The 22,904-nt window shown below is 70.6% G+C and carries 23 protein-coding genes and 1 pseudogene; 12 read left to right on the top strand and 12 right to left on the bottom strand.

Going from position 1 to position 22,904, the window contains the following annotated elements:
- Nucleotides 1–35: 35 nt before the first annotated feature.
- Genes QFZ67_RS13275 through QFZ67_RS13265 form a run of 3 tightly spaced genes read right to left on the bottom strand, consistent with a single transcriptional unit; the run spans nucleotide 36 to nucleotide 3,077 of the window.
- Nucleotides 36–1,169, bottom strand: a complete 1,134-nt coding sequence (locus QFZ67_RS13275; RefSeq protein WP_307661293.1) for an Mrp/NBP35 family ATP-binding protein — start codon at nucleotides 1,167–1,169, stop codon at nucleotides 36–38.
- 44 nt (nucleotides 1,170–1,213) lie between these two features.
- Nucleotides 1,214–1,807, bottom strand: a complete 594-nt coding sequence (locus tag QFZ67_RS13270; protein ID WP_373430012.1) for a DUF1003 domain-containing protein — start codon at nucleotides 1,805–1,807, stop codon at nucleotides 1,214–1,216.
- Complete coding sequence (locus QFZ67_RS13265; protein WP_307661292.1) at nucleotides 1,800–3,077, bottom strand: magnesium transporter MgtE N-terminal domain-containing protein; 1,278 nt, start codon at nucleotides 3,075–3,077, stop codon at nucleotides 1,800–1,802. The genes QFZ67_RS13270 and QFZ67_RS13265 overlap by 8 nt, the downstream gene beginning before the upstream one ends.
- A gap of 185 nt (nucleotides 3,078–3,262) precedes the next feature.
- Here QFZ67_RS13265 and QFZ67_RS13260 point away from each other — a divergent pair, with 185 nt between their 5' ends.
- Complete coding sequence (locus QFZ67_RS13260; protein WP_307661291.1) at nucleotides 3,263–4,030, top strand: hypothetical protein; 768 nt, start codon at nucleotides 3,263–3,265, stop codon at nucleotides 4,028–4,030.
- A gap of 148 nt (nucleotides 4,031–4,178) precedes the next feature.
- Here QFZ67_RS13260 and QFZ67_RS13255 read toward each other — a convergent pair whose 3' ends face one another.
- Together QFZ67_RS13255 and QFZ67_RS13250 are read right to left on the bottom strand one after the other, a co-directional pair.
- Nucleotides 4,179–4,691, bottom strand: a complete 513-nt coding sequence (locus tag QFZ67_RS13255) for a hypothetical protein (RefSeq protein ID WP_307661290.1) — start codon at nucleotides 4,689–4,691, stop codon at nucleotides 4,179–4,181.
- A gap of 29 nt (nucleotides 4,692–4,720) precedes the next feature.
- Nucleotides 4,721–5,836: a magnesium and cobalt transport protein CorA gene (locus tag QFZ67_RS13250; RefSeq protein ID WP_307661289.1), complete on the bottom strand. Its 1,116-nt coding sequence runs from the start codon at nucleotides 5,834–5,836 to the stop codon at nucleotides 4,721–4,723.
- Between the two features lie 444 nt (nucleotides 5,837–6,280).
- On the opposite strand from QFZ67_RS13250, the gene QFZ67_RS13245 reads away from it, so the two are divergent.
- The 4 genes from QFZ67_RS13245 (at nucleotide 6,281) to QFZ67_RS13230 (ending at nucleotide 9,350) form a co-directional block, all read left to right on the top strand.
- On the top strand, nucleotides 6,281–6,877 hold the full coding sequence (locus tag QFZ67_RS13245) for a suppressor of fused domain protein (protein ID WP_307661288.1): 597 nt from the start codon (nucleotides 6,281–6,283) through the stop codon (nucleotides 6,875–6,877).
- A 236-nt stretch (nucleotides 6,878–7,113) separates the two neighbouring features.
- Complete coding sequence (locus QFZ67_RS13240) at nucleotides 7,114–7,752, top strand: DUF6758 family protein (RefSeq protein ID WP_307661287.1); 639 nt, start codon at nucleotides 7,114–7,116, stop codon at nucleotides 7,750–7,752.
- An 82-nt stretch (nucleotides 7,753–7,834) separates the two neighbouring features.
- Nucleotides 7,835–8,698 (top strand): PHP domain-containing protein, encoded by an 864-nt coding sequence (locus QFZ67_RS13235; RefSeq protein WP_307661286.1) that lies wholly within the window; start codon nucleotides 7,835–7,837, stop codon nucleotides 8,696–8,698.
- A gap of 46 nt (nucleotides 8,699–8,744) precedes the next feature.
- On the top strand, nucleotides 8,745–9,350 hold the full coding sequence (locus QFZ67_RS13230) for a MarC family protein (protein ID WP_307661285.1): 606 nt from the start codon (nucleotides 8,745–8,747) through the stop codon (nucleotides 9,348–9,350).
- A gap of 83 nt (nucleotides 9,351–9,433) precedes the next feature.
- Here QFZ67_RS13230 and QFZ67_RS13225 read toward each other — a convergent pair whose 3' ends face one another.
- Nucleotides 9,434–9,586: a hypothetical protein gene (locus tag QFZ67_RS13225; RefSeq protein WP_307661284.1), complete on the bottom strand. Its 153-nt coding sequence runs from the start codon at nucleotides 9,584–9,586 to the stop codon at nucleotides 9,434–9,436.
- Nucleotides 9,587–9,774: 188 nt separating this feature from the next.
- Here QFZ67_RS13225 and QFZ67_RS13220 point away from each other — a divergent pair, with 188 nt between their 5' ends.
- Complete coding sequence (locus tag QFZ67_RS13220; RefSeq protein ID WP_307661283.1) at nucleotides 9,775–10,674, top strand: NYN domain-containing protein; 900 nt, start codon at nucleotides 9,775–9,777, stop codon at nucleotides 10,672–10,674.
- A gap of 125 nt (nucleotides 10,675–10,799) precedes the next feature.
- Here the strand turns inward: QFZ67_RS13220 and QFZ67_RS13215 are convergent, their stop codons facing one another.
- Complete coding sequence (locus QFZ67_RS13215) at nucleotides 10,800–11,657, bottom strand: alpha/beta fold hydrolase (protein WP_307661282.1); 858 nt, start codon at nucleotides 11,655–11,657, stop codon at nucleotides 10,800–10,802.
- 337 nt (nucleotides 11,658–11,994) lie between these two features.
- Entirely contained in the window at nucleotides 11,995–13,740 is a 1,746-nt protein-coding gene (locus tag QFZ67_RS13210; RefSeq protein ID WP_307661281.1) for a DEAD/DEAH box helicase, read from the bottom strand.
- 515 nt (nucleotides 13,741–14,255) lie between these two features.
- Between QFZ67_RS13210 and QFZ67_RS13205 the strand changes: the two genes are divergently transcribed.
- On the top strand, nucleotides 14,256–14,981 hold the full coding sequence (locus QFZ67_RS13205; RefSeq protein WP_307661280.1) for a ferritin-like fold-containing protein: 726 nt from the start codon (nucleotides 14,256–14,258) through the stop codon (nucleotides 14,979–14,981).
- Nucleotides 14,982–15,099: 118 nt separating this feature from the next.
- Here the strand turns inward: QFZ67_RS13205 and QFZ67_RS13200 are convergent, their stop codons facing one another.
- From QFZ67_RS13200 to QFZ67_RS13185, 4 genes are all read right to left on the bottom strand, one after another.
- Nucleotides 15,100–15,369: a hypothetical protein gene (locus QFZ67_RS13200; RefSeq protein ID WP_307661279.1), complete on the bottom strand. Its 270-nt coding sequence runs from the start codon at nucleotides 15,367–15,369 to the stop codon at nucleotides 15,100–15,102.
- A gap of 196 nt (nucleotides 15,370–15,565) precedes the next feature.
- Nucleotides 15,566–15,793, bottom strand: coding sequence for a DUF3107 domain-containing protein (locus tag QFZ67_RS13195; RefSeq protein WP_307661278.1), 228 nt, complete (start codon nucleotides 15,791–15,793; stop codon nucleotides 15,566–15,568).
- 133 nt (nucleotides 15,794–15,926) lie between these two features.
- A complete protein-coding gene (locus QFZ67_RS13190) occupies nucleotides 15,927–16,568 on the bottom strand; it encodes a TetR/AcrR family transcriptional regulator (protein ID WP_266535399.1) in 642 nt (213 codons plus the stop codon).
- A 146-nt stretch (nucleotides 16,569–16,714) separates the two neighbouring features.
- Complete coding sequence (locus tag QFZ67_RS13185) at nucleotides 16,715–16,939, bottom strand: hypothetical protein (RefSeq protein ID WP_307661277.1); 225 nt, start codon at nucleotides 16,937–16,939, stop codon at nucleotides 16,715–16,717.
- Nucleotides 16,940–17,063: 124 nt separating this feature from the next.
- Between QFZ67_RS13185 and QFZ67_RS13180 the strand changes: the two genes are divergently transcribed.
- From QFZ67_RS13180 to QFZ67_RS13160, 5 genes and pseudogenes are all read left to right on the top strand, one after another.
- Complete coding sequence (locus QFZ67_RS13180; RefSeq protein ID WP_307661276.1) at nucleotides 17,064–18,029, top strand: alpha/beta hydrolase; 966 nt, start codon at nucleotides 17,064–17,066, stop codon at nucleotides 18,027–18,029.
- Nucleotides 18,030–18,038: 9 nt separating this feature from the next.
- Nucleotides 18,039–19,409: a DUF3152 domain-containing protein gene (locus tag QFZ67_RS13175; RefSeq protein WP_307661275.1), complete on the top strand. Its 1,371-nt coding sequence runs from the start codon at nucleotides 18,039–18,041 to the stop codon at nucleotides 19,407–19,409.
- Nucleotides 19,406–19,766, top strand: a pseudogene (locus QFZ67_RS13170) (hypothetical protein); the annotation flags it as partial. The gene QFZ67_RS13175 and the pseudogene QFZ67_RS13170, both read left to right, overlap by 4 nt.
- 210 nt (nucleotides 19,767–19,976) lie before the next feature.
- Nucleotides 19,977–21,656, top strand: coding sequence for a DUF3492 domain-containing protein (locus QFZ67_RS13165; protein ID WP_307661274.1), 1,680 nt, complete (start codon nucleotides 19,977–19,979; stop codon nucleotides 21,654–21,656).
- Complete coding sequence (locus QFZ67_RS13160; RefSeq protein WP_307661273.1) at nucleotides 21,653–22,861, top strand: hypothetical protein; 1,209 nt, start codon at nucleotides 21,653–21,655, stop codon at nucleotides 22,859–22,861. Before QFZ67_RS13165 ends, QFZ67_RS13160 begins: the two co-directional genes overlap by 4 nt.
- Nucleotides 22,862–22,904: the final 43 nt, after the last annotated feature.

The following is a 22,904-nucleotide window of genomic DNA, read 5'->3' as shown; positions in this document are numbered from 1 at the left end:
ATTTCCAGCCCGTCCGGCGATCGGTGGCAAGCCGCCTAGAACTTGTTGCGCGGGGTGATTCCCAGCGACATGCCCGACAGGCCGCGCTGACGGCCCCCCAGCTTGCCCGCGATGGCCCGCAGCGCCGCGCCCGCCGGTGAGTCCGGGTCGGTCAGGACGACCGGCTTACCCTCGTCGCCGCCTTCGCGCAGCCGTACGTCGATCGGGATGGAGCCCAGCACCGGCACGTTCGCACCGGTCGTCTTCGTCAGCCCCTCGGCGACCCGCTGGCCGCCGCCCGAGCCGAATACGTCGACCATCTCGTCGCAGTGCGGGCACGGCAGACCCGACATGTTCTCGACGACGCCGACGATCTTCTGATGCGTCTGTACGGCGATGGAGCCGGCCCGCTCGGCGACCTCGGCCGCGGCCTGCTGCGGGGTGGTGACCACCAGGATCTCGGCGTTCGGCACCAGCTGCGCCACCGAGATCGCGATGTCGCCGGTGCCCGGCGGCAGATCGAGCAGCAGCACGTCCAAGTCGCCCCAGTACACGTCCGCGAGGAACTGCTGGAGTGCGCGGTGCAGCATCGGCCCGCGCCACACCACCGGGGCGTTGCCCGGGGTGAACATGCCGATGGAGATCACGCTCACGCCGTGCGCGGACGGCGGCATGATCATGTTCTCGACCTGGGTGGGACGGCCGTCCACGCCCAGCATCCGCGGCACGCTGTGTCCGTAGATGTCGGCGTCGACGACGCCGACCTTCAGCCCGTCGGCCGCCATCGCCGCCGCCAGGTTCACGGTGACGGAGGACTTGCCGACGCCGCCCTTGCCGGAGGCGACCGCGTAGACGCGGGTCAGAGAGCCGGGCTTGGCGAAGGGCACCTCGCGCTCGGCGGTCCCGCCGCGCAGCGAGCTCGCGAGGTTCTTGCGCTGCTCGTCGCTCATCACGTCCAGCGTGACGTCGACGCGCGTGACGCCGTCTACGCGCGCGACCGCGTCGGTCACGTTCTTGGTGATCGTCTCGCGCATCGGGCAGCCGGAGACGGTGAGATACACCGTGACGGCGACCGCACCGTCCGCCCCGATCCCGACCGATTTGACCATGCCGAGTTCGGTAATCGGTTTGTGGATCTCGGGGTCGTTCACCGTCGCCAGTGCTTCAAGCACCGCGTCTTCCGTAGCCATACGGACGATGGTACGGCGCTGACGCCCACCCCCGGAAAGGGCGGTCAGCGGTCGCCTTCATCACGCCCGCGGGAGGTGTCTTGCGGGAATAGACGCCGGTCGTCCATCTCCGTCATCAGATCCTGGAACTCGGAGCGGATCCAGTCCCTGGTGGCGACCTCGCCGAGACCCATCCGCAGCGCCGCAATCTCCCGGGTCAGATACTCCGTGTCCGCGATGGAGCGCTCGTTCTGCTTGCGTTCCTGCTCCTGTGTGACCCGGTCCCGGTCGGCCTGCCGGTTCTGTGCCAGCAGGATCAGCGGGGCGGCGTACGAGGCCTGGAGCGACAGCATCAGCGTCAGAAAAATGAACGGGTACTCGTCGAAGCGCAGATCCCTGGGCGCGAAGATGTTCCAGACGACCCACAGGATGATGATCAACGTCATCCAGACGAGGAACCGTCCGGTTCCGATGAAGCGGGCGATCCGCTCCGAGAACCGGCCGAAGGCCTCGGGGTCGTACTCCGGCAGCAGACTGCGCCGTGGCGCGCGCGGCTGGTCGAGCCGGACCCGGTGACGCGGCGCGGCGCTCGCCCCGGACGGCATGCGCTCCTTCGGCTCGCCGCGTTCGCTCAGCCCGTACTCGCTGCCGCTACCCATGGGCGGACTCCTCGCGGAGCGACTCCTCGAAGTCCGTCTCCCGCCAGTCCTCCGGCAGCAGATGGTCGAGTACGTCGTCGACTGTCACCGCCCCCAGCAGCGAACCGATCTCGTCCACAACAGGCGCGGCGACCATGTTGTACGCCGCGAGATAGCTGGTGACCGCCGACAGCGGGGTGTTCGGCGAGAGCGGCGGCAGATCGGTGTCCACGATCGAGCTGACCAGCGTGAACGGCGGGTCCCGCAGCAGCCGCTGGAAGTGCACCGTGCCCAGGTACTTGCCGGTCGGCGTCTCGTCCGGCGGCCGGCACACGTACACCTGCGCGGCGAGCGCGGGGGAGAGGTCCTGCTGGCGTACGCGCGCCAGCGCGTCCGCGACCGTCGCGTCCGGCCGCAGCACGATCGGCTCGGTGGTCATCAGACCGCCCGCCGTCCGCTCCTCGTACGACAGCAGCCGACGCACATCCGCGGCGTCGTCCGGCCGCATCAGCGCCAGCAACCGCTCCTTCTCCTCCTCGGGCAGCTCGGAGAGCAGGTCGGCAGCGTCGTCCGGGTCCATCGCCTCCAGGACGTCCGCCGCCCGCTCCTCCTTGAGCTTGCCGAGGATCTCCACCTGGTCGTCGTCAGGCAGCTCTTCCATTACGTCCGCGAGCCGGTCGTCGTCGAGGGCCGCGGCGACCTCGGCGCGCCGCTTGGGGGAGAGGTGGTGCAGCACATTGGCGAGGTCGGCGGGGCGCAGCTGCTCGAAGGTCGCCAGCAGGCTCTCGGCGCCCTGTCCGTGCTCCTCCAGTGAGAAGCCGGTGACCGCGGACCACTCGACGGTCAGCGTCGCGCCCTTGCGGCGCAGCGCCCCGGGCTTGCCCTTGCGTACGAAGACCTTGTCGATCTCCCAGTCGCGGCGGGCCGGCAGCTGCTGGATAGAGACGTCGAGCACGGCGACCTCCTCGCCGGTGTCCACGAGCCGTACCCGCCGGTCGAGCAGTTCGCCGAGCACCAGCCGCTCGGTGGGGCGCTGTTCGAAGCGCCGCATGTTGAGCACGCCGGTGGTGATGACCTGACCCGACTCCACGCCGGTCACCCGCGTCATGGGCAGAAAGATCCGGCGGCGGCTGAGCACCTCGACGACCATGCCCAGCAGCCGCGGCGGGCGGCGGCCGACGCGCAACATCGCGACCAGGTCGCGGACGCGTCCCACCTGGTCTCCCTGGGGGTCGAAGACGGGCACGCCGGCGAGGTGGGAGACAAAGATCCGGGGGGCGCCTGCGGGCATGCTCCGCGCCTCCTCTTCGCCGCGACATCTGCCGGGAAATACCAGTGTTTGACGGCTTCAGGCTAGCCCGTACCCTTCTGGGCCGCCCTGGCTGGCGTCCGTACGGCTCTCTGCGGATCGGTGCCCTCCGCACGGGTACGCTGCGGTCTGCCACCAACGACACGCAGACGAGAGGCAGTGCGCTTGTGACTCCCCTCCCTCCGGCTTCCCGAGCCCGCCGGGCCGCGCTCCCCCTGGCGCTGTGCGCCGGGCTGACCGTGGCGCTCACGGCATGCGGCAGCGAGGATCCGGACGCGGGGACCAATGGCGTCGGCAGACTCTCCGCCGCCGAGATCGAGACGAAGGCACGCGCGGCGGCGGACGCGGCGGTGTCGGTACGCCTCTCAGGGACACTGGTCAGCAAGCGCGGCACATACAAGCTGAACATGCGGCTCAAGCAGGACGGCGGCACCGGTTCCGTCACCTCGAAGGACAACACCTTCGAGCTGCTGCGGGTCGGGAAGGCGCTCTATCTGAAGGCCGACGCCGGTTTCTGGAGCGGCGCGGGAGGTAAGGGCGACGAGCAGCCGAGCAAGACGGACGCGGAGGCGGCGGGCAAGCTCGACGACAAGTACGTGAAGGTGCCGGAGGGGGACCCGGCGTACAACCAGTTCCGCGGCTTCACGGACATGGATGTGCTGCTGGAGGGGCTGCTCGGTATGCAGGGCGAGCTCAGCAAGGGCAACCGCACGCAGGTGGGCGGCGTCCGCACGATCAAGGTCATGGCGGGCGAGGGCGCGGGCGGCACGCTCGACGTCTCGCTGGAGGGCAAGCCGTACCCGCTCCAGTTCGCGAGGGCGGGCGGCGCGGGGGTGCTGACGCTGGGGGACTGGGACAAGGACTTCGCGCTGGCGGCGCCGGAGAGGGATGAAACGGTCGACTACGGCCGCCAGCTGCCGAAGACCAGCGACTAGCTGTTCCCCGGCGCTCCCGCCCCGGACTCCTGCCGGGGCTCCGCCCCGGACCCCGGTCCTCAATCTCCCTCAGACTTCGTTCGGGGGGACCCCAACAGGCTTGAAAATCAAGCCCGTCCGGCGATTGAGGACAAAGCCCCGGCCGGGGCTAGCCGCGCCTCTTTTTGCGCTTCAGCAGCAGCCTCGGCAAAGCCGCCGGCACCGGACGCCGCGTCGTCGCCGTCGTCGGCAGCGGCGCGGCCGCCCCCGAGCCCTCCGGCAGCTCCGTGATCGCGTCCTTCGGCTCCAGTCGCAGCACCCGGCACTCACGTGCCCATCGCTCCGTCATCTGCTCCGCGTCCGGCGCGTTAAGGCGCTTGCCCTTCAGTTCCGCGACGGCCGACTCCCACGCCTCGGAGTGCGGCTCCAGCTCGCTCACCGCCGCCGTCCAGACGATCAGCCGGCCGCCCTTGTCCTTGCTGCGTACGGTGATCTCCGCCGTACCACCGTTCACCAGCCGCGGCAGTGGCTGCTCGCCGGGGCCGTCGCCGACGATGTGTGCCGCGCCCTCGTGCCACACGTGCCACAGCGCCCTCGCGGGGCCCTCGCCGCGCACCCAGATGAGCCCGGACTTCTTGGTGGCCTCCTCGATGAGGGCCTGGCCGAGGAGCATGTCTGTCATGCCTGCAGCTTAACGACAGCCCCCCAGGGCTACAGCCAGCCGTTGCGCTTGAGGGTGCGGTGGATCGCGAGGCAGACGCCGATGATGCCGGTGAGCACCATGGGGTAGCCGTACTTCCAGTGCAGCTCCGGCATGTGGTCGAAGTTCATGCCGTACACCCCGCAGACCGCCGTCGGTACGGCGATGATCGCCGCCCAGGACGTGATCTTGCGCATGTCCTCGTTCTGCGCGACCGTCGCCTGCGCCAGATTGGCCTGGAGGATCGAGTTCAGCAGCTCGTCGAAGCCGATGACCTGCTCCTGCACCCGGGCGAGGTGGTCGGCGACATCGCGGAAGTACTTCTGGATGTCCGGGTCGACCAGCCGCATCGGCCGCTCGCTCAGCAGCTGCATCGGCCGCAGCAGCGGCGACACGGCCCGCTTGAACTCCAGCACCTCACGCTTGAGCTGGTAGATACGCCCCGCGTCGCTGCCGCGCGGGCTGCCCTTCGCGGGCGCGGAGAAGACATCGATCTCGACCTCGTCGATGTCGTCCTGCACGGCCGCCGCCACTGCGATGTACCCGTCGACGACATGGTCGGCGATGGCGTGCAGCACGGCCGAAGGCCCCTTGGCGAGCAGCTCGACGTCCTTCTGCAGCCCGTGCCGCAGAGCCCGCAGCGAGCCCTTGCCGCCGTGCCGCACCGTGATGACGAAGTTCCGGCCGGTGAAGCACATCACCTCGCCGGTCTCGACGACCTCGCTCGTCGCGGTGAGCTCGGCGTGCTCGACGTAGTGGATCGTCTTGAAGACCGTGAAGAGCGTGTCGTCGTACCGCTCCAGCTTGGGCCGCTGATGGGCGTGGACCGCGTCCTCGACGGCCAGCGGGTGCAGCCCGAACTCCGCCGCGATACCGGCGAATTCGGCCTCCGTCGGCTCGTGCAGCCCGATCCACGCGAAGCCGCCGCCCTCGCGCACCCGCAGCATCGCCTCGTGCGGCGTCTGGCAGGTCGCGCTCTCCATCCGCTTTCCGTCGCGGTAGACCGCGCAGTCGACGACCGCGCTGGAGGCGGACGGGTCGCGGGTGGCGTCGTACGTGCTGTAGGGGGCGTTGCTCTTGCGCAGGGACGGACGGACCGCTTCACGCAGGTCACGGATCATCGACATGGCAGGCTCCTTCACGGAGAGGCCGTCGTACGAGTGGCGTGGCACAGCCCGGAATGGGGACGTGATGCGTACGTCCGCAAAGCGGGCGGCACCGCGGGGATCGCGGTGACGGCGTTCGCTACAGACAGGCAAAAACGAAGTGCTCTTCCGTCGTGCGAAATGCCATGGGCCCCGTGCGGGAAGGCCTCAGATCACAGAGGAAAGGTGCCGTGCGGAAGAGCGGTTGGTACTGACCGGTCGACTTCGATCCACCGCAGCCCCACCTCCTCCAGCCGGTCCCCCGTGGGGGATGACGTGTCGTCGGGACTTGAGAGCAACTCCCCCAGAGCTCCGCCTGGGGGTACCCCCACCTGCGTGCCCGTCCCGACCAGCGGCCAAGACTATCAGCCGACTGAGGGCCAATCCCTTCGTTTGCCCGTTCCATACGCCATTTATGCTCGCGACATGGAAGACGTTCTTGCTCTGGTCGAGGCCCGGCTGCGTACGGCACTTGGCGAACCGGACGCGCGCGCCGCGGTGACCTTCCTCGGTACGGACCGTATCGAGGTGCTCCGGTTCCATGACCGGGGCGGCGACGGGGACATCGCGCGGTACGCCACTCTCGGCATGTCCGCCCACCCGATGACGGACCCCACCGCGGCCCTCGCCGACCCGGTGAAGGGGCCGCGCGCGGAGCTGGTTCTTTCCGTACGGGCCGGGCTCGCCGACACCGACAAGGTGCTGCGTCCGCTCGCCGTACTGGCCGCGTCCCCGCAGGTCGAGGGCGTGGTGGTGGCGCCAGGCGCCTCGCTGGACGTCGGCGGTCCGCTGTGGCCGGACGCGCCGTTCAGCTCGGTGCTTGTCGCCGAGCCGGGCGGGCTTGTCGAGGATCTGGAGCTGGACGGGCCGATGGATCCGGTGCGCTTCCTTCCGCTGTTGCCGATGACGTCGAACGAGGCGGCCTGGAAGCGGGTGCACGGCGCGCAGGAGCTCCAGGAGCGGTGGCTGACGCACGGCACGGATCTGCGCGATCCGCTGCGCAGGTCCGTAACTCTCGACTGATTTCAGGCCAGTTGGTGAAGACCGTCACATCGTCCTCGGTCGCGTGGACGGGCTGGAGCGCCGGCGCTGCCCACGCCGGCCACCGGTCGCTTCTCCGTCGAATGGGTGCGATATGCAGGCAATAGGCTGGACACTCTAATGCTTGCAAGCTGCATCTAGTTTCGTCTGGTGAGGGCACGCGCCGGACGGGTGATCGTCCTTGACGCGACGACGGCCGGGGAGGACCGTTGGACGCTATGAGGGGCGAACCCAGTTGCCCGAAGTGCGGTGGCCGGGTCAGGGCGCCCGGTCTCTTTGCCGACTCCTGGCAGTGCGATGTGCATGGTGCGGTGCACCCGCTGCAGCCGGTGATTCCGCCCAGTGTCGAGGCTCTAGGTGTGGTCGTGCACCGCGCGAAAGTCCCTGTCTGGATGCCCTGGCCGCTGCCTGTCGGCTGGCTCTTCACCGGTGTCGCCTATGCGGGGGACGACCGAAGTGGCGGCCGCGCGACCGCAGTTGCCTGCTCGGGGCCCGGCCCGCTCGGCGGCTTGGGCGAACTGCTGCTGATCGCAGAGGAGCTGGGCGTCGGCCTCGGCGCGCGTTACGCGGGGATGGACGGACCCGACCCCGGTCCGCACATCTGCGTCGACAAGCCGCCGCAGACCAAGGTGCTCGCCGCGGGACGCCCCACCCCGCTTTGGCATGTCAGCGACGCCCCCGCCGACCGCGCGGTCTTCGCGGGCGAGGCGCGCGGGCTGTGGCTGTGGGCGATCGTCTGGCCGGAGCAGTCAGGGTTGTTGATGTACGACGAGCTGGTGCTGACGGATCTGCGGGACGCGGGCGCGGAGGTGGAACTGGTGCCCTGCGGGGCGCTGTCGCCCCGCCTGCTGTCCTGAACCGGGCTGAAGCGGGGGTGTTCGAATCCCCGATACACTGGACCGTCCCCTTGTCCGTCTGCCGTCCCTGGAGTTACGCGTCGTGCGCATCGATCTGCACACCCACTCCACGGCTTCGGACGGTACGGACACCCCCGCCGAGCTGGTGCTGGGCGCCGCGGCGGCCGGACTGGACGTCGTAGCGCTCACCGACCACGACACCACCCGCGGCCATGCCGAGGCGATCGCCGCGCTCCCCGAGGGCGTGACTCTGGTCACGGGCGCCGAGCTCTCCTGCCGTATCGACGGAGTGAGCCTGCATCTGCTGGCGTATCTCTTCGACGCCGACGAGCCGGAGCTGCTGCGCGAGCGTGAGCTCGTACGGGACGACCGGGTACCGCGCGCCCAGGCGATGGTGGCCAAGCTCCAGGAACTGGGCGTCCCGATCGAGTGGGCCCAGGTCGCCCGTATCGCCGGGGAGGGCTCGGTCGGCCGGCCGCACATCGCGACCGCGCTCGTCGAGCTCGGCGTCGTGCCGACCGTCTCGGACGCCTTCACGCCTGAGTGGATCGCCGACGGCGGCCGTGCGCACATCACCAAGCACGAGCTCGACCCCTTCAAGGCGATCCGCCTGGTCAAGGCCGCAGGCGGGGTCAGCGTCTTCGCGCACCCGCTCGCCGTCAAGCGCGGCAACACGGTTCCCGAGGCCGCGATAGCCGACCTCGCCGCGTACGGCCTCGACGGCATCGAGGTCGACCATATGGACCACGACGAGGCGACCCGGGCCCATCTGCGCGGCCTCGCCGCCGACCTCGGGCTGCTGGCCACCGGATCGAGCGACTACCACGGCAGCCGCAAGACCTGCCGGCTCGGCGAGTACACCACCGACCCGGAGATCTACGGCGAGATCACGCGGCGCGCGACCGGCGCTTTCCCGGTGCCGGGCACGGGCGGACGCCGCGCCTGACCCTCGCCCTCCTCTGTTCGACCCCTCTTCCCGCTAGGCCCTCACTGTGTTTGACGCTGCCGTTTTCGGCTCCCTCTTCCTCACCCTTTTTGTGATCATGGATCCCCCCGGGATCACCCCGATCTTCCTCGCTCTGACCTCGGGGCGGCCCGCCAAGGTGCAGCGACGGATGGCCTGGCAGGCGGTGGCCGTCGCCTTCGGCGTGATCACCGTCTTCGGCATTCTGGGCCAGCAGATCCTGGACTACCTGCATGTCTCCGTACCGGCGCTGATGATCGCGGGAGGTCTGCTTCTGCTGCTCATCGCACTCGACCTGCTGACCGGCAAGACGGACGAGCCCCAGCAGACGAAGGACGTCAATGTCGCGCTCGTACCGCTCGGCATGCCGCTGCTGGCCGGGCCCGGCGCGATCGTGTCGGTGATCCTGGCCGTGCAGCACGCGGACGGCGCGGCCCAGCAGATCTCGGTCTGGGCGGCGATCGTCGCGATGCACGTCGTGCTCTGGCTGACCATGCGCTACTCGCTGCTGATCATCCGGCTGATCAAGGACGGCGGTGTGGTGCTGGTGACCCGGCTCGCGGGCATGATGCTCTCCGCGATCGCCGTGCAGCAGATCATCAACGGCGTCACCCAGGTCATCCAGGGGTCCTGAGGCCGTCGTGCCGAACGCACTGCGCCCCCGTACGGATCGTCCGTACGGGGGCGCAGCGCGTCACATCACTACGTCTTCAAGCGTTACGAAGCCATGGATTCGGCCGGGCGGATATAGATGCGCTGGCCTGTCGATGCGGCCTGCTGCACGATCCGGTTGACGGAGGCGGCGTCTACGACGGTGCTGTCCACGGCGGTGCCGTCGACGTCGTCCAGTCGCATGATCTCGAAGCGCATGGCTTCTCCCTTCGTCTGATCCTCCTGCTGGAGAACTGATGGCGACGGATGTCCGTCTGCGTTCTGTACGTGTTCAACGGGATGCACCCTGCAAACATTCCCTACGCTAAGGAAATTTTTTGGATGCCTAACTACTGGCAGGCTGTGGCGTGGCCACGGAGAATGAGCAGCGTATGAATGAGCACCGTATGGACGACGCAGAGATCAACGAGATCGGCGCCCGCCTGGAGCGCACCAACGAGCTGCTCCATCGCATGCTCGCCGAGGTCGCCAAGACGCCTTCCACCCACGCCATCTTCGTGGACGCGGGTTACGTCTATGCTGCGGCCGGGTTGCTTGTCGCGGGCACCGAGGACCGGCGCTCCTTCGATCTGGACGCGGAGGGGCTGATCGAGGCCTTCATCGACAAGGCCCGCACGATCTTCGCGGACAGCAGGCTGCTGCGGGTGTACTGGTACGACGGAGCCCGGCGCCGTATCCACACCCCCGAGCAGCAGTCCATCGCCGAGCTGCCGGACGTGAAGGTGCGCCTGGGCAACCTCAACGCGAACAACCAGCAAAAGGGCGTCGACTCACTCATTCGTACGGACCTGGAGTCACTCGCCCGGCACCGCGCGATCAGCGACGCGGCGCTGGTGGGCGGCGACGAGGACCTGGTCTCGGCGGTCGAGGCGGCGCAGGGGTACGGCGCGCGGGTCCATCTGTGGGGCATCGAGGCGGGTGAAGGGCGCAATCAGGCGGAGCCGCTGCTGTGGGAGGTCGACAGCCAGCGGACGTTCGACCTGGACTTCTGCCGCCCCTACATCACGCGCCGACCGGTCACGACGTACGAGAACGAGGGCGCGCCGCCGCCGTCGCGGGACGAGGTGCGCTTCGTGGGGGCGCAGATAGCGGCGACGTGGCTGGGGGAGCGGGGGCGGGAGGCGATGGGGGAGCTGCTGCCGGGCCATCCGTATCTGCCGGGTCCGGTGGACCAGGACCTGCTGATCGAGGCGGAGAGGGTGTTGCAGCGGTCGCTGCGGGGGCATGCGGTGCTGAGGCGGGCGCTGCGGGACGGGTTCTGGCAGCACCTTCAGGCCCAGTACTGACGCGCCCTGTACTGACGCGCCCTGTACTGACGCGCCCAGTACTGACACGCCCAGTACTGACGCGCCCAGTACTGACACGCCCAGTACTGACACGCCCAGTACCGACACCTCCAGTACCGACTCGTTCAGTGCTGATCCCAGAACCTGGCGATGGCTGCGGCGGTTTCGCTGGGGCGGTCGGTATTCGGTGAGTGCTCGGCGCCGGCGATCACGGTCCGGTGGGCGTCGAGCCGCTGCGCCATCGCGTCGAGCAGTGGCACCGGCCAGGTGTCGTCCCGCTCGCCGGACACCACATGCTTGGGCAGCGGCTGTACGGCGGCGAGTGCGTCGACCCGGTCCGGTTCCACGGTCAGCTGGCGGCCGGTGGCGATCAGCTGGGCGGGGTTGTGGCGCAGCCAGCGGCGACGGAGGTCCTCGCCGTTGCCGGGGCCGGTGTCGGCGTCCTCGGGCGGGTCGAGCGCCCTCATGGCATCCCAGACCTGGTCCATCGTCATGAGCGCGAGCGCGTCGCTGAGCAGCTTGACCTTCTGCTGCTGGGCGGGCGAGATCTGGGCGGGCCCGGAGGACACGAGGGTGAGCGTGCGGAAGGGGGTGGGGTCGATGAGGACGGCGGCGCGGGCGATCTGCCCGCCGAGGGAGTGCCCGAGGAGGTGCACGGGCCTGCCGATCGCCTCGGCCTGCGCGAGCGCGTCGCGGGCCAACTCTTCCTGGGCGTAGGCCTGTTGGTCGTCCGGCCCGGCGGTCTCGTACTGCCCGCGCCCGTCGACGGCGACGGCGTGGTAGCCGGCCTCGGCGAGGGGCTGAAGCAGGGCGATGAAGTCCTCCTTGCTCCCGGTGTACCCGGGAAGGAGGAGGGCGGTGCGGTTGTCGGCGCGGCGAACGGGGTCGGGCTGCGCATCGAGCACGGCGAAGGTGCCGCGGGGGGTGTGGAGGTCGCGGGACCGGGCGGAGGGGGGCGGGGTGAAGGTGGGCGGGCGACTCATGCGACGAGGCTAACGGGGACGGGGATTTCCCCTGACCGGGGCTCCGCCCCGGGCCCCGGGCCTCAATCTCCCTCAGACTTCGTCCGGGGAACCCCCACGGGGCTTGGTTTTCGCCCGGGCGGACTCGAAGTTTCGCCGGTCGGCCTGAATTTTCAGGCCGACCGGCGGAAATCAAGCCCGTCCGGCGTTTGAGGACAACGCCCTGAAGGGCGTACCGGGGTCTGGGGCGGAGCCCCCCACGCGGCGGAGCCGCAAATCGACACAGCGGGAAGGGCCGGGCTGGGGGAAAGCCAATGGCCCGGCCCCCGCAACGGGGGCCGGGCCATTTTGGGGGCGGTCAGCTCTCGGGCTGGGCCGCCTTCACCGTGCGCGTACGGCGCCGCGGCTTCGTCTCGGGCTCGGGCGTGTCGACGACCGCCTCGACCACGGGCTTTGCGGCCCGCGTACGGCGGCGCGGCTTCGTCTCCGGCTCGGTCGCATCCACGACGGCATCCACGACCGGCTTTGCGGCGCGCGTACGGCGGCGGGGCTTCGTCTCGGGCTCGGCCTCGACCGTGGCCACCGCCTCGACCGGGTCCGCGACCTTCACCGTGCGCGTACGACGGCGCGGCTTCGTCGCGGCCTCCGCCTCGACGGCCTCGACCGCGGCCTCGACCAGCTCCACCGCGGCCGGCGCTGCTACTCGCGTGCGGCGACGGCGGCGCGGGGTCCGCGGCTCAGCCGGGGCGTCCGAGGCGTCGGGTGCGTCCGTGGCGTCCGGTGTCACCGTCGGCTCCGGGGCGTCGAGCGGCGTGGAGCCGCTCCGCGTCCGGCGGCGCTGGCGCGGCGTGCGCGGTGCGCGCTCTTCCCGCGTCGGGGCCGCGGACGGCGACGACTTACGGCCGCGGCCGCCCGTCTCGCCCAGGTCCTCGACGTCCTCCGCCGCCAGGCCCGCGCGGGTGCGCTCCGCCCGCGGCAGAACACCCTTCGTGCCGGCCGGGATGCCCAGCTCCTCGAACAAGTGCGGCGACGTGGAGTACGTCTCGACCGGGTCGCTGAAGCCGAGGTCAAGCGCCTTGTTGATCAGCTGCCAGCGCGGGATGTCGTCCCAGTCCACCAGCGTCACGGCGGTACCGGACGCGCCCGCCCGGGCCGTACGGCCGACGCGGTGGAGGTAGGTCTTCTCGTCCTCGGGCGACTGGTAGTTGATGACGTGCGTCACGCCCTCGACGTCGATGCCGCGCGCCGCGACATCGGTGCAGACGAGGACGTCCACCTTGCCGTTGCGGAAGGCCCGCAGCGCCTGCTCGCGCGCGCCCTGGCCCAGGTCGCCGTGAACTGCGCCGGAGGCGAAGCCGCGACGTGCGAGCTGCTCGGCGATGTCCGCCGCCGTCCGCTTCGTACGGCAGAAGATCATCACGAGCCCGCGCCCGTCGGCCTGCAGTATCCGCGAGACCATCTCCGGCTTGTCCATGGAGTGCGCGCGGTACACACGCTGCGTGATGTTCGCGACGGTCGCGCCCTGGTCGTCCGGCGCGGTCGCGCGGATGTGCGTGGGCTGCGACATGTACCGGCGGGCGAGGCCGATGACCGCACCCGGCATGGTCGCCGAGAACAGCATCGTCTGGCGCTTGGCCGGAAGCATGTTGATGATCTTCTCGACGTCGGGCAGGAAGCCCAGGTCGAGCATCTCGTCGGCCTCGTCGAGGACGAGCGCGCGCACATGCGAGAGGTCGAGCTTGCGCTGGCCGGCCAGGTCGAGCAGGCGGCCCGGGGTGCCGACGATCACGTCGACGCCCTTGCGGAGCGCCTCGACCTGCGGTTCGTACGCACGGCCGCCGTAGATCGCGAGCACGCGGACGTTACGGACCTTGCCGGCGGTCAGCAGGTCATTGGTGACCTGCTGGCACAGCTCGCGGGTGGGGACGACCACAAGCGCCTGCGGGGCGTCGGTCAGCTGCTCGGGCTTCGCCCGGCCCGCCTCGACGTCCGCGGGGACGGTGACACGCTCCAGCAGCGGCAGGCCGAAACCGAGCGTCTTGCCGGTGCCGGTCTTGGCCTGGCCGATTACATCGCTGCCGGAGAGCGCGACGGGGAGTGTCATCTCTTGGATGGGGAACGGGGACAGAATGCCGACGGCTTCGAGGGCCTCGGCGGTCTCGGGAAGGATCCCAAGATCCCGGAAAGTCGTAGTCAGGGTGCTGCCTCTTCTGTGAGACGCGGCGCGAGGCGAACGATGGGGGTCGTACCGCACCTGGGTACTGGGCCGGCCGTGGGTTGGCCGGATGGCGCGGGACCACTGCCGTCGCTCGAGCGCTCGTGCCGCTGAGGGGGCCCCTCATCTGCGGTCATACGCAACTGTGCGCACGGTCCGCGCGGAGGGCGGTCGGTTCGGAGCCGATCGTGCCACCGACCGGGCATCCTCAAGGGGACTCTGGAGGAGCAAATCCTCCAGTCATACACTGCGATCGCCCGCCGAGTAACCAAAACGCTCGACAGGCGCATTACCACTGTACCCCGGAATCGCGCATGTGTGTTGGGTGAATTCGTAGGAACCGAGGTGCGGGCGGGGCTGACCAGCCCCTTCCGCCCTGCGGCGAGCGGGCTATTGTGCGCTTCATGGAGACGCCTGACAACGCCACTGAACACACCGGGATCGCCGCCCAGGACTGGGCCACGGCGTCCGCCGACCCGCAGTACCGCGCCGCCGTGGTGGATCTGCTGGGCGCGCTCGCGTACGGCGAGCTCGCGGCCTTCGAGCGGCTCGCCGAGGACGCCAAGCTCGCACCGACGCTCGGCGACAAGGCGGAGCTGGCGAAGATGGCCTCCGCCGAGTTCCACCACTTCGAGCAGCTGCGCGACCGGCTCACCGCCATCGACGCCGAGCCGACCGCCGCGATGGAGCCCTTCGCCCAGGCCCTGGACGACTTCCACCGCCAGACCGCGCCGTCCGACTGGCTGGAGGGCCTGGTCAAGGCCTACGTCGGCGACTCGATCGCCAGCGACTTCTACCGTGAGGTCGCGGCCCGGCTGGACACCGACACCCGCGCGCTGGTGCTCGCCGTGCTCGACGACACGGGCCACGGGAACTTTGCGGTCGAGAAGGTCCGCGCCGCGATCGAGGCCGAACCGCGCGTCGGCGGACGGCTCGCGCTGTGGGCACGCCGGCTGATGGGCGAGGCGCTCTCCCAGGCGCAGCGTGTGGTGGCCGACCGCGACGCGCTCTCGACGATGCTCGTGGGTGGTGTGGCGGACGGCTTCGACCTCGCGGAGGTGGGCCGGATGTTCTCCAGGATCACCGAGGCGCACACCAAGCGGATGGCGGCCTTGGGCCTCGCGGCCTAGCTCTCGGGCGACTCGGGCGACTCGGGCGACTCGGGCGGCCCCGGAGGATTCGCAGACTCCGGCGGTTTCGGCGGCTTCCGCGGCTCCTCGGGCTTCGCGGAAGCCGCGTCATGCGGCCTCAGAAAGGGAACGCTCGGCGCAGGCGGCGCGTTGACGGCCGGATCAGCAGCGAGAGCAGTACGGCTCCGATGGCCGCCGCGCCCACGAGCGTCGCCAGGAAGTGACCGGGACCGAGCGCCGCATGCGTCACATACGCGCCGAACAGCGCGCCCAGCGGGCCTGTTGTGAAGACCACACGGCGGGCCGGAAGCCGGTCGGGCAGATGACGGGAAACCGCCCAGGAGAGGGCGAGTCCGAGCAGGACTGAACCGAGCGCTTCCAGCAGCACTGCTGATCACCTCACGGACGCCGGTGCGGGCAAAACGGTCGTAGCCCGTACTACCCGGCGTCCGCGGAACGCAACCCTCCCTGAGCTGCGGACCTGAGAGCGGACTGAGCAGCGGACTGAGCAGCGAAAGAGGGCCCGGCGGGGAACTCCCCGCCGGGCCCTCCTGCGTACTGCTCCAGTGGCTCGAGCCGCCCTGCTACAGCGCGCCGAATCCCACGCGCCGTGCCGCCGGCTCACCGATCTCGATGTACGCGATCCGGTCGGCCGGTACCAGGACCTTGCGGCCCTTGTCGTCCGAGAGGCTGAGCAGCTGCGCCTTGCCGGCCAGCGCGTCTCCCACCGCGCGCTCGACCTCCTCGGCGGACTGCCCGCTCTCCAGAACGATCTCCCGGGGCGCGTGCTGCACGCCGATCTTGACCTCCACGGCTATGTCCCTCCGAACGGTCAGCGATGCGCGGTCAGCCGCGCCGTACGCAGCACACATTAGCCCGGCCGACGGACGGGGCCGACGTCCGCGGGGAACGCCAGGAGCGAACATCCCGCGGCAGCGCCGCGCCTCAGTGCTGGTCTGTGCCGTGCAGCGGGAAGCCCGCGATGCCGCGCCACGCCAGCGAGGTGAGCAGCTGTACCGCCGTGTCGCGTGGGATGCCGGAGCCGCTGGAGAGCCAGTACCTGGCCACCACCTGGGAGACCCCGCCGAGGCCTACGGCCAGCAGCATGGACTCCTCCTTGGACAGGCCCGTGTCCTCGGCGATCACGTCCGAGATCGCCTCGGCGCACTGGAGCGAGACCCGGTCCACGCGCTCGCGCACCGCGGGCTCGTTCGTCAGGTCGGACTCGAAGACCAGCCGGAAGGCCCCGCCCTCGTCCTCGACGTACGCGAAGTACGCGTCCATCGTGGCGGCGACGCGCAGCTTGTTGTCGGTCGTCGACGCCAGCGCCGTACGGACCGCGTGCAGCAGGGACTCGCAGTGCTGGTCAAGCAGAGCCAGATAGAGCTCGAGCTTGCCCGGGAAGTGCTGGTAGAGCACCGGCTTGCTGACGCCGGCCCGCTCGGCGATGTCGTCCATCGCGGCCGAGTGGTAGCCCTGGGCCACGAAAACTTCCTGGGCAGCGCCCAGAAGCTGGTTCCTGCGGGCTCGGCGTGGCAGACGTGTGCCCCGCGGGCGCGCTGCCTCTGTCTGCTCGATGGCTGTCACGCCGCCTCCCAAAATTCGTTCCGTGCGCGCTGTGCGCCGCGCCGCCATCGTACTTTTGGGTAACCCGGCTGTGCGTGCTGCGAACGCAGAATTTCATGGACCGGACGGTCTTGGTAGCTCCCGATTCGGGGGCAAAGAGGGGCAGGTTACCGGTAGTCGTCCTCGTCGAGAGAGACGACGCGGGCCTGTTCCGCGGCATCGGCCTCGTTCGCGGTGTCCGGGTCGATGCCGGTCAGCGGGTCGTCGTGCTCCGGTTGTATCTCGGTGTGCTGCTCGGCGGCGTCGGCCTCGGGCACCTCTTCGTCGAGTGCGGCGTCGCCCAGGTCCTCTTCATCTTCGAAGGTCTCCGGGTCAGTGGGATCGACAGGCATGCGGCACCGCTTTCCATGGAGAGCTGCCTTTCCTACGAGCCTAGGAGGTCCTGATTCATGGCGCTACGCGATGTGTGATGCCGAACACACGATCCAGGGTGTGATCGTCTCGTAACATTGCCGCATGTCTTCGACCGAGCTGCCGGGAGTCCGCGCCATCACCGCCGCGGCGGCCCCCAAGGTCGCGACCGTGCGGGTCGCCGAGGGGGAGGAGCTGCGCTCCGTCGCGCTGCCCGGACTCTCCCTCACCGTCAGATCCCGGCCCCCGGCGCGCACCGGATTGCCGCCCGCTCTGTACGTGCACGGGCTCGGCGGCTCCTCGCAGAACTGGTCGGCGCTGATGCAGCTGCTCGATGACGTCGTGGACGGCGAGGCGCTCGACCTGCCCGGCTTCGGGGATTCGCCGCCGCCGGACGACGGCAACTACTCGGTCACCGGGCATGCCCGGGCGGTGATCCGGCATCTGGACGCGGCCGGGCGCGGGCCCGTGCATCTGCTCGGGAACTCCCTGGGCGGCGCGGTCTCCACCAGGGTCGCGGCTGTCAGGCCCGATCTGGTGCACACGCTCACCCTCGTCTCGCCCGCTCTGCCCGAGCTGCGTGTCCAGCGCTCCGCCGTGCCCACCGCGCTGCTCGCGCTGCCCGGGCTCGCCTCGCTGTTCAGCCGACTCACCAAGGACTGGACGGCCGAGCAGCGCACCAGAGGCGTGATGGCGCTCTGTTACGGAGACCCCAGTCGGGTCGACGAGGAAGCGTTGCGCAATGCTGTGCAGGAGATGGAGCGGCGTATGCAGCTCCCGTACTTCTGGGACGTGATGGCCCGGTCGGCGCGCGGCATCGTCGATGCGTACACGCTCGGCGGCCAGCACGGACTGTGGCGGCAGGCCGAGCGGGTGCTCGCGCCGACGCTCCTGGTGTACGGGGGGCGGGACCAGCTCGTCGCCTACCGTATGGCGCGCAGGGCGGCGGCGGCCTTCCGGGACTCCCGGCTGCTGTCTCTCCCGGACGCGGGGCACGTTGCCATGATGGAGTACCCGGAAACGGTCGCTCTGGCCTTCCGGGAACTGCTGAACGACTGCGACAGGAGCTGAATCGGGGCCGTGGGACGACACAGCCGCAAAGGCCCCGCACCCAGGGGCTCCGAATCGGACGACAGGTCCGGCATATCGACCGCCGGTGGGCCGGAGGGTGTGGTTCCGGACCCCGGCAGCGGGCGGCGCAGGCGGGGGGCCGAGCTCAGGGGCTCCGAGCAGCACACCCCCTCCGGATACGGCCCCTCCGGGTACGGCACGCCGCAGGCCAGGGGCGGGCACCCCGAGCAGCATGAGGCGGGCGGCGGCTGGGGCGTCCCGCAGCAGTACGACAACAGGCAGGGCGGGCAGGGCAGGCAGCGGATGCAGACACCCGCCGCGCCGCCGCGGATCGCCACGGGGGCGCGAATACCGGGCCCGCGACGGGAGTTCGTCGAGGCCTTCGACCAGCCGCAGTCACAGGCGCCGTCGCAGGCGCAGTCACAGCAGGGCAGGGTGCCCGGTCCGCGGGGGGCCGATCCGTACGCCTCCGTCACCTCCTGGGACGACGTCCCCGACCTCGTCTCCGAGCGAGATGTCCCCGATGCAGACGAGGAAGCGCCCGAGGAGCCGCCCGCCAAGGCCGGCAAGGGGCGCACCTTCACCGGGATCGCCGCCGCCGCGGTGACCACCGTTCTCGCGGTCGTCGTGGCCGGCCAGGTCGCCACCGACGGCCCCGGCACATCGAGCGCGCAGTCCGCGGGCGAGGACCGGGGGGCCGCGCAGAGCCCGGCGTCCCGCTCCAAGGGCCGGCAGGCGCCGCCGAAGGGCGCGCCGCCCGCCGCTCCGGCTGCCCCGGTCACGTACGCGAAGCTGATGGCCACTCAGTTCTCGATCGATCCGAAACTGACGGCGAGCGGAAAATTCGAGGTGGTGCCCGGCTTCCAGAAGGCGCCGGGCAAGGGCCGCAAGATCCGCTATCGGGTGGATGTCGAGAAGGGCCTCGGACTGGACGGCGAGCTCTTCGCCAAAGCGGTCCAGGAAACTCTGAACGACGAGCGGAGCTGGGCGCACGGCGGGGCAATGACCTTCGAGCGGATCTCGTCCGGCGAGCCGGAATTCGTCATTACGCTGGCGAGTCCGGGGACCACGGCGGACTGGTGCGCCAAATCCGGTCTGGATACGACCGTCGACAATGTCAGCTGCGACTCCGCGTCGACCGACCGCGTGATGATCAACGCGTACCGCTGGGCGCAGGGCTCGGAGACGTACGGCGACAAGGCGATGTTCCCCTACCGCCAGATGCTCATCAACCACGAGGTCGGGCACCGGCTCGGGCACGGGCATGTGAACTGCCGCACGCCGGGAGCGCTCGCGCCGGTGATGCAGCAGCAGACCAAGTCCCTGGACGTCGACGGGATCCAGTGCAAGGCCAACCCCTGGGTGCACCCCGGCAGTTGAGTCCAGCATGCGGGACAGACGTCTCGCGCACGGCTCCTCGCGCGGCGCTGTTCCATCTAGCGCCGGGCGACCCGGCCGGGCTCGCCTGCGGCGAACGCCGCAACACGCAGCAGATCGCGCAGGTTCGGGACCAACTCGGCCTGAACGACTCGGTGTTCGCACAGTACGCGCACTTCGGAGCGCCTCCCGGCGACCGCGTCCCTCGCGCTCGGCGTGATGGCGCTGTGGCTGGTCATCGGGGTGGGCACCGGGCTGCTGTCCGCGCTGCGCCGCGGCGGCCTCACCGAGCGGGCCCTGAGCACGCTCACGCCGGCAGGCACCAGCACACCCGTCTTCATTCTCGGGCTGCTGCTGTTGTGGAGCTGGCCGCAGCCTGACGCTCCGTAACGAGATACCCGCGTAGCGCGACAGAACGCTACCTGGGTAGGAAAGTTACGTGCATTCACCCCTTCCGGTGGCGTGATGGACAACCGTCCGTCGCGCCACCGGCGTACCGGCTTACCGTCTTCCCGCTGCGAGTCGCCGGACCAACGGTGGCCGCCCACAAGGGAGATCGGGGGTGCACTGGTGCGGATCGGACTGCTTACGGAAGGTGGTTATCCGTATGCGACGGGTGAGCAAAGGCTGTGGTGCGACCGGCTTGTGCACGGGCTCGCGCAGCACGAGTTCGACATCTACGCGCTGAGCCGCAGCGCACGGCAGGAAGACCACGGCTGGATCCAGCTCCCGCCGCAGGTGCAGCGCGTGCGCACCGCCCCGCTGTGGGCGCCCGAGGATGACGGGCGCACCTACGGGCGGCGTGAACGACGGCGCTTCGTCGGCCACTTCAAGGAACTTGCCACCGCCGTCTGCGGCGAGGGCGATGGCTTCGCCGACGGCCTGTACGGGCTCGCCGAACTCGCCCGCGACAGCGGCGGCCTCTACGCGGCCCTCCGCTCCGAACTCGCCGTACGCGTCCTCGAATCCGCCTGCCGCGCCCACGGCGCACGCCGCACCGTGCACGCCGCCACCGTCCCCGACTACCTCGCCTTCGCCGACCAGCTGGAGCGCGCGCTGCGCCCGCTCTCCCTCGACTGGTACGGCGAGGACGGCCTCGGCGCGGTCGACCTCTGCCATGCCGCTTCCGGCGGATCCGCCGCTCTGTCCGGACTTGTGGCCAAACGCTTCTTCGGGGTCCCACTGCTGGTCACGGAGTACGGCGTACAGCTGCGCGCGCACTATCTGGCCGCGAGCGACGGCGAGCTGACCGCGCCTGTACGGGCCCTGCTCGCCGCCTTCCAGGGACGGCTCGCCGCAGAGGTGTACGCGCAGGCATCCGTCATCACGCCCGGCAACACGCACGCCCGGCGCTGGCAGGAGAAATGCGGCGCCGACCGCGCCAAGCTGCGGACCGTCTACCCCGGCATGGAGGCGGATCGTTTCGCGGCGGTGGGGGAGCCGGTGGGGGAGGGCGCGGACAGCGGCGACCCGCACACCCTCGTCTGGATCGGCAGGATCGAGCCCGCCAAGGACCTCATCGCGCTCCTCCACGCTTTCGCCGAGGTGCTCAAGAAGGAGCCGCGGGCGCGGCTGCGGCTGTTCGGCGCGCCGGTACAAGGGCCTCAGGCGGCGACGTATCTCGCCCACTGCAAGGCGCTGGCCGCCCAGCTCTTCCCGGACGAGGCGGCCGACGCGCACGCGGTGGGCACCAACCCCGTCTCCTTCGAGGAGATCGGTGGACCCGAGGCCCCCGAGCTCGCCGACGCGTACGCCTCCGGGGGCGTGGTCGTCCTCTCCAGCGTCGTCGAGGGCTTCCCGATCAGCCTGGTCGAGGCGATGTTCTGCGGCCGCGCGACGGTGTCGACGGATGTCGGCGCGGTCGTCGAAGTCATCGGTGGTACGGGCCTCGTCGTGCCCCCGCGCAATCCGCGGGCGCTCGCGGACGCCTGCCTCGCGCTGCTGCGCGACCCGGAGCGCCGTGAACGGCTGGGCGCCGCGGCGCGCGCCCGTGCGCTCGAACTCTTCACGATCGAACAGAACCTGACGGCATTTCGCGGCATTTACCTGGAGCTGATCTCGCACTCTCCGGTGCAGCGCGAGGCCGTGAACGAGGACGGCGAACCGTTGCCCTTCGCCCATCCCGCCGAGGCGCATGTGCCGGGCCACTGGACGGGCGGCACCCCGTCGAAGGGCCGCACACCCCGCTGGGCGGACGGGCGGGGGCTCGTCGGTGCGGCGGCCGTCACGGCACAGGAGGCACGCGCATGAGTACGTCCCGTATCACCGGGGCCGGGGAGGACGCGCCCGCAAAGCCGGGCAAGCCCCCCGCCCCGCGCCGTGGCCCCGCCGACCCCGTCAAGGCGCTCATGCACCGCCATCGGGAACTGTGCGAGCGGGCCGTCGACCCGCTGGAGATCGCCGCGGGCCTCGAAGCCCATGGCGTTACCGACCGGACCGCCTCGCGCTTCCGTCACCGGGACGTCTTCTCGCTCGCCGAGGAGCTGTACGCGCGCGTGCCGCGCGGAGCGGAGTCGGATCCCCGCCCCGCACGTACGGGCGCGCGCGTCGCCGAATCGCGCGCCGGGCACGCGGGGCGCGCCGGTCGTGCACTGCTCGCGCTGTTGCCGGGCGCCGTCTGCGTCCTGGCCGTCGTCGCCCTGGAGGCGACCGACGGCGCCGCCCAACTCGCGGCCGGGGCCGCGGGCGCGGCCGGAACCGCAGTCGCGCTCGCCCTCTGCCTGCGGCGCGGGCCGCTGCGCGCGACGGGGCGCACCGTCCCCGCCGTACGCCTGTGGACGGTATGGCTGCTGGCGTACGCGGCGTACGGCGAAGGCCTGCCGGAGCAGATCGCCGACGGCGGACCAGAAGGACCTCTGCCCCTGACCGCAGCCCCGCTCGTCGCCCTCGCTCTTGCCGTCGCCCCCGCGGCCTGGTGCGCCCGCGTCTTCTCCGTGCAGGCCCGGCGCAAGCTGGACGGCAGCCGTGGTCTGGAGGAGTTCGCATCCGGCGCGCGCCCCCTGCTGCTCTCAGTCGTCGCGTTCTATGTCTGCGTCCTCACCGCGCTCCTCGTGCTGGCCGGCCTCGTCCTCCCGCACGATGCCTTCGCCCCCGCCGTCACCCTCGGCACCCTGCTCTTCCTGGCCCGGCTGCTCATCGTCCACGGCTTTCCCGAATCCGCCGCCGCCGGGCTGGCCGCCGCCTGCGCCGCCGAAGTCGCGGCCCCCGCTCTGCTGCTGGCCGGCCGCCTGCCCGGCTGCGGTTTCCTGGCGAGCCCCGTCGAGGCGGCCGTCGGCGCCTGGGGCGCCGGATCCGTACCGGCGATCGCCTGCGGGGCCGCCGCCCTCGGTCTGCTGGCCCACGCCACCGCGGCCCTGTCCCGGGCCTCGGCGCACACCGTCCAGACCGCCCCTGGAGCCGACACCGCGGGCGAACCCCGGCAGCAACAGCACCCGCATCGACAGCAACACCCTTAAGGAGAAAGCGACATGACCCCCCAACCCCCAGCTCCGGCCCGTC

The organism is Streptomyces sp. V1I1, from assembly GCF_030817355.1.
GTDB lineage: Bacteria > Actinomycetota > Actinomycetes > Streptomycetales > Streptomycetaceae > Streptomyces.
Note: the sequence above shows the minus strand (reverse complement) of the source record. Positions and strands in the feature narration are given on the sequence as shown.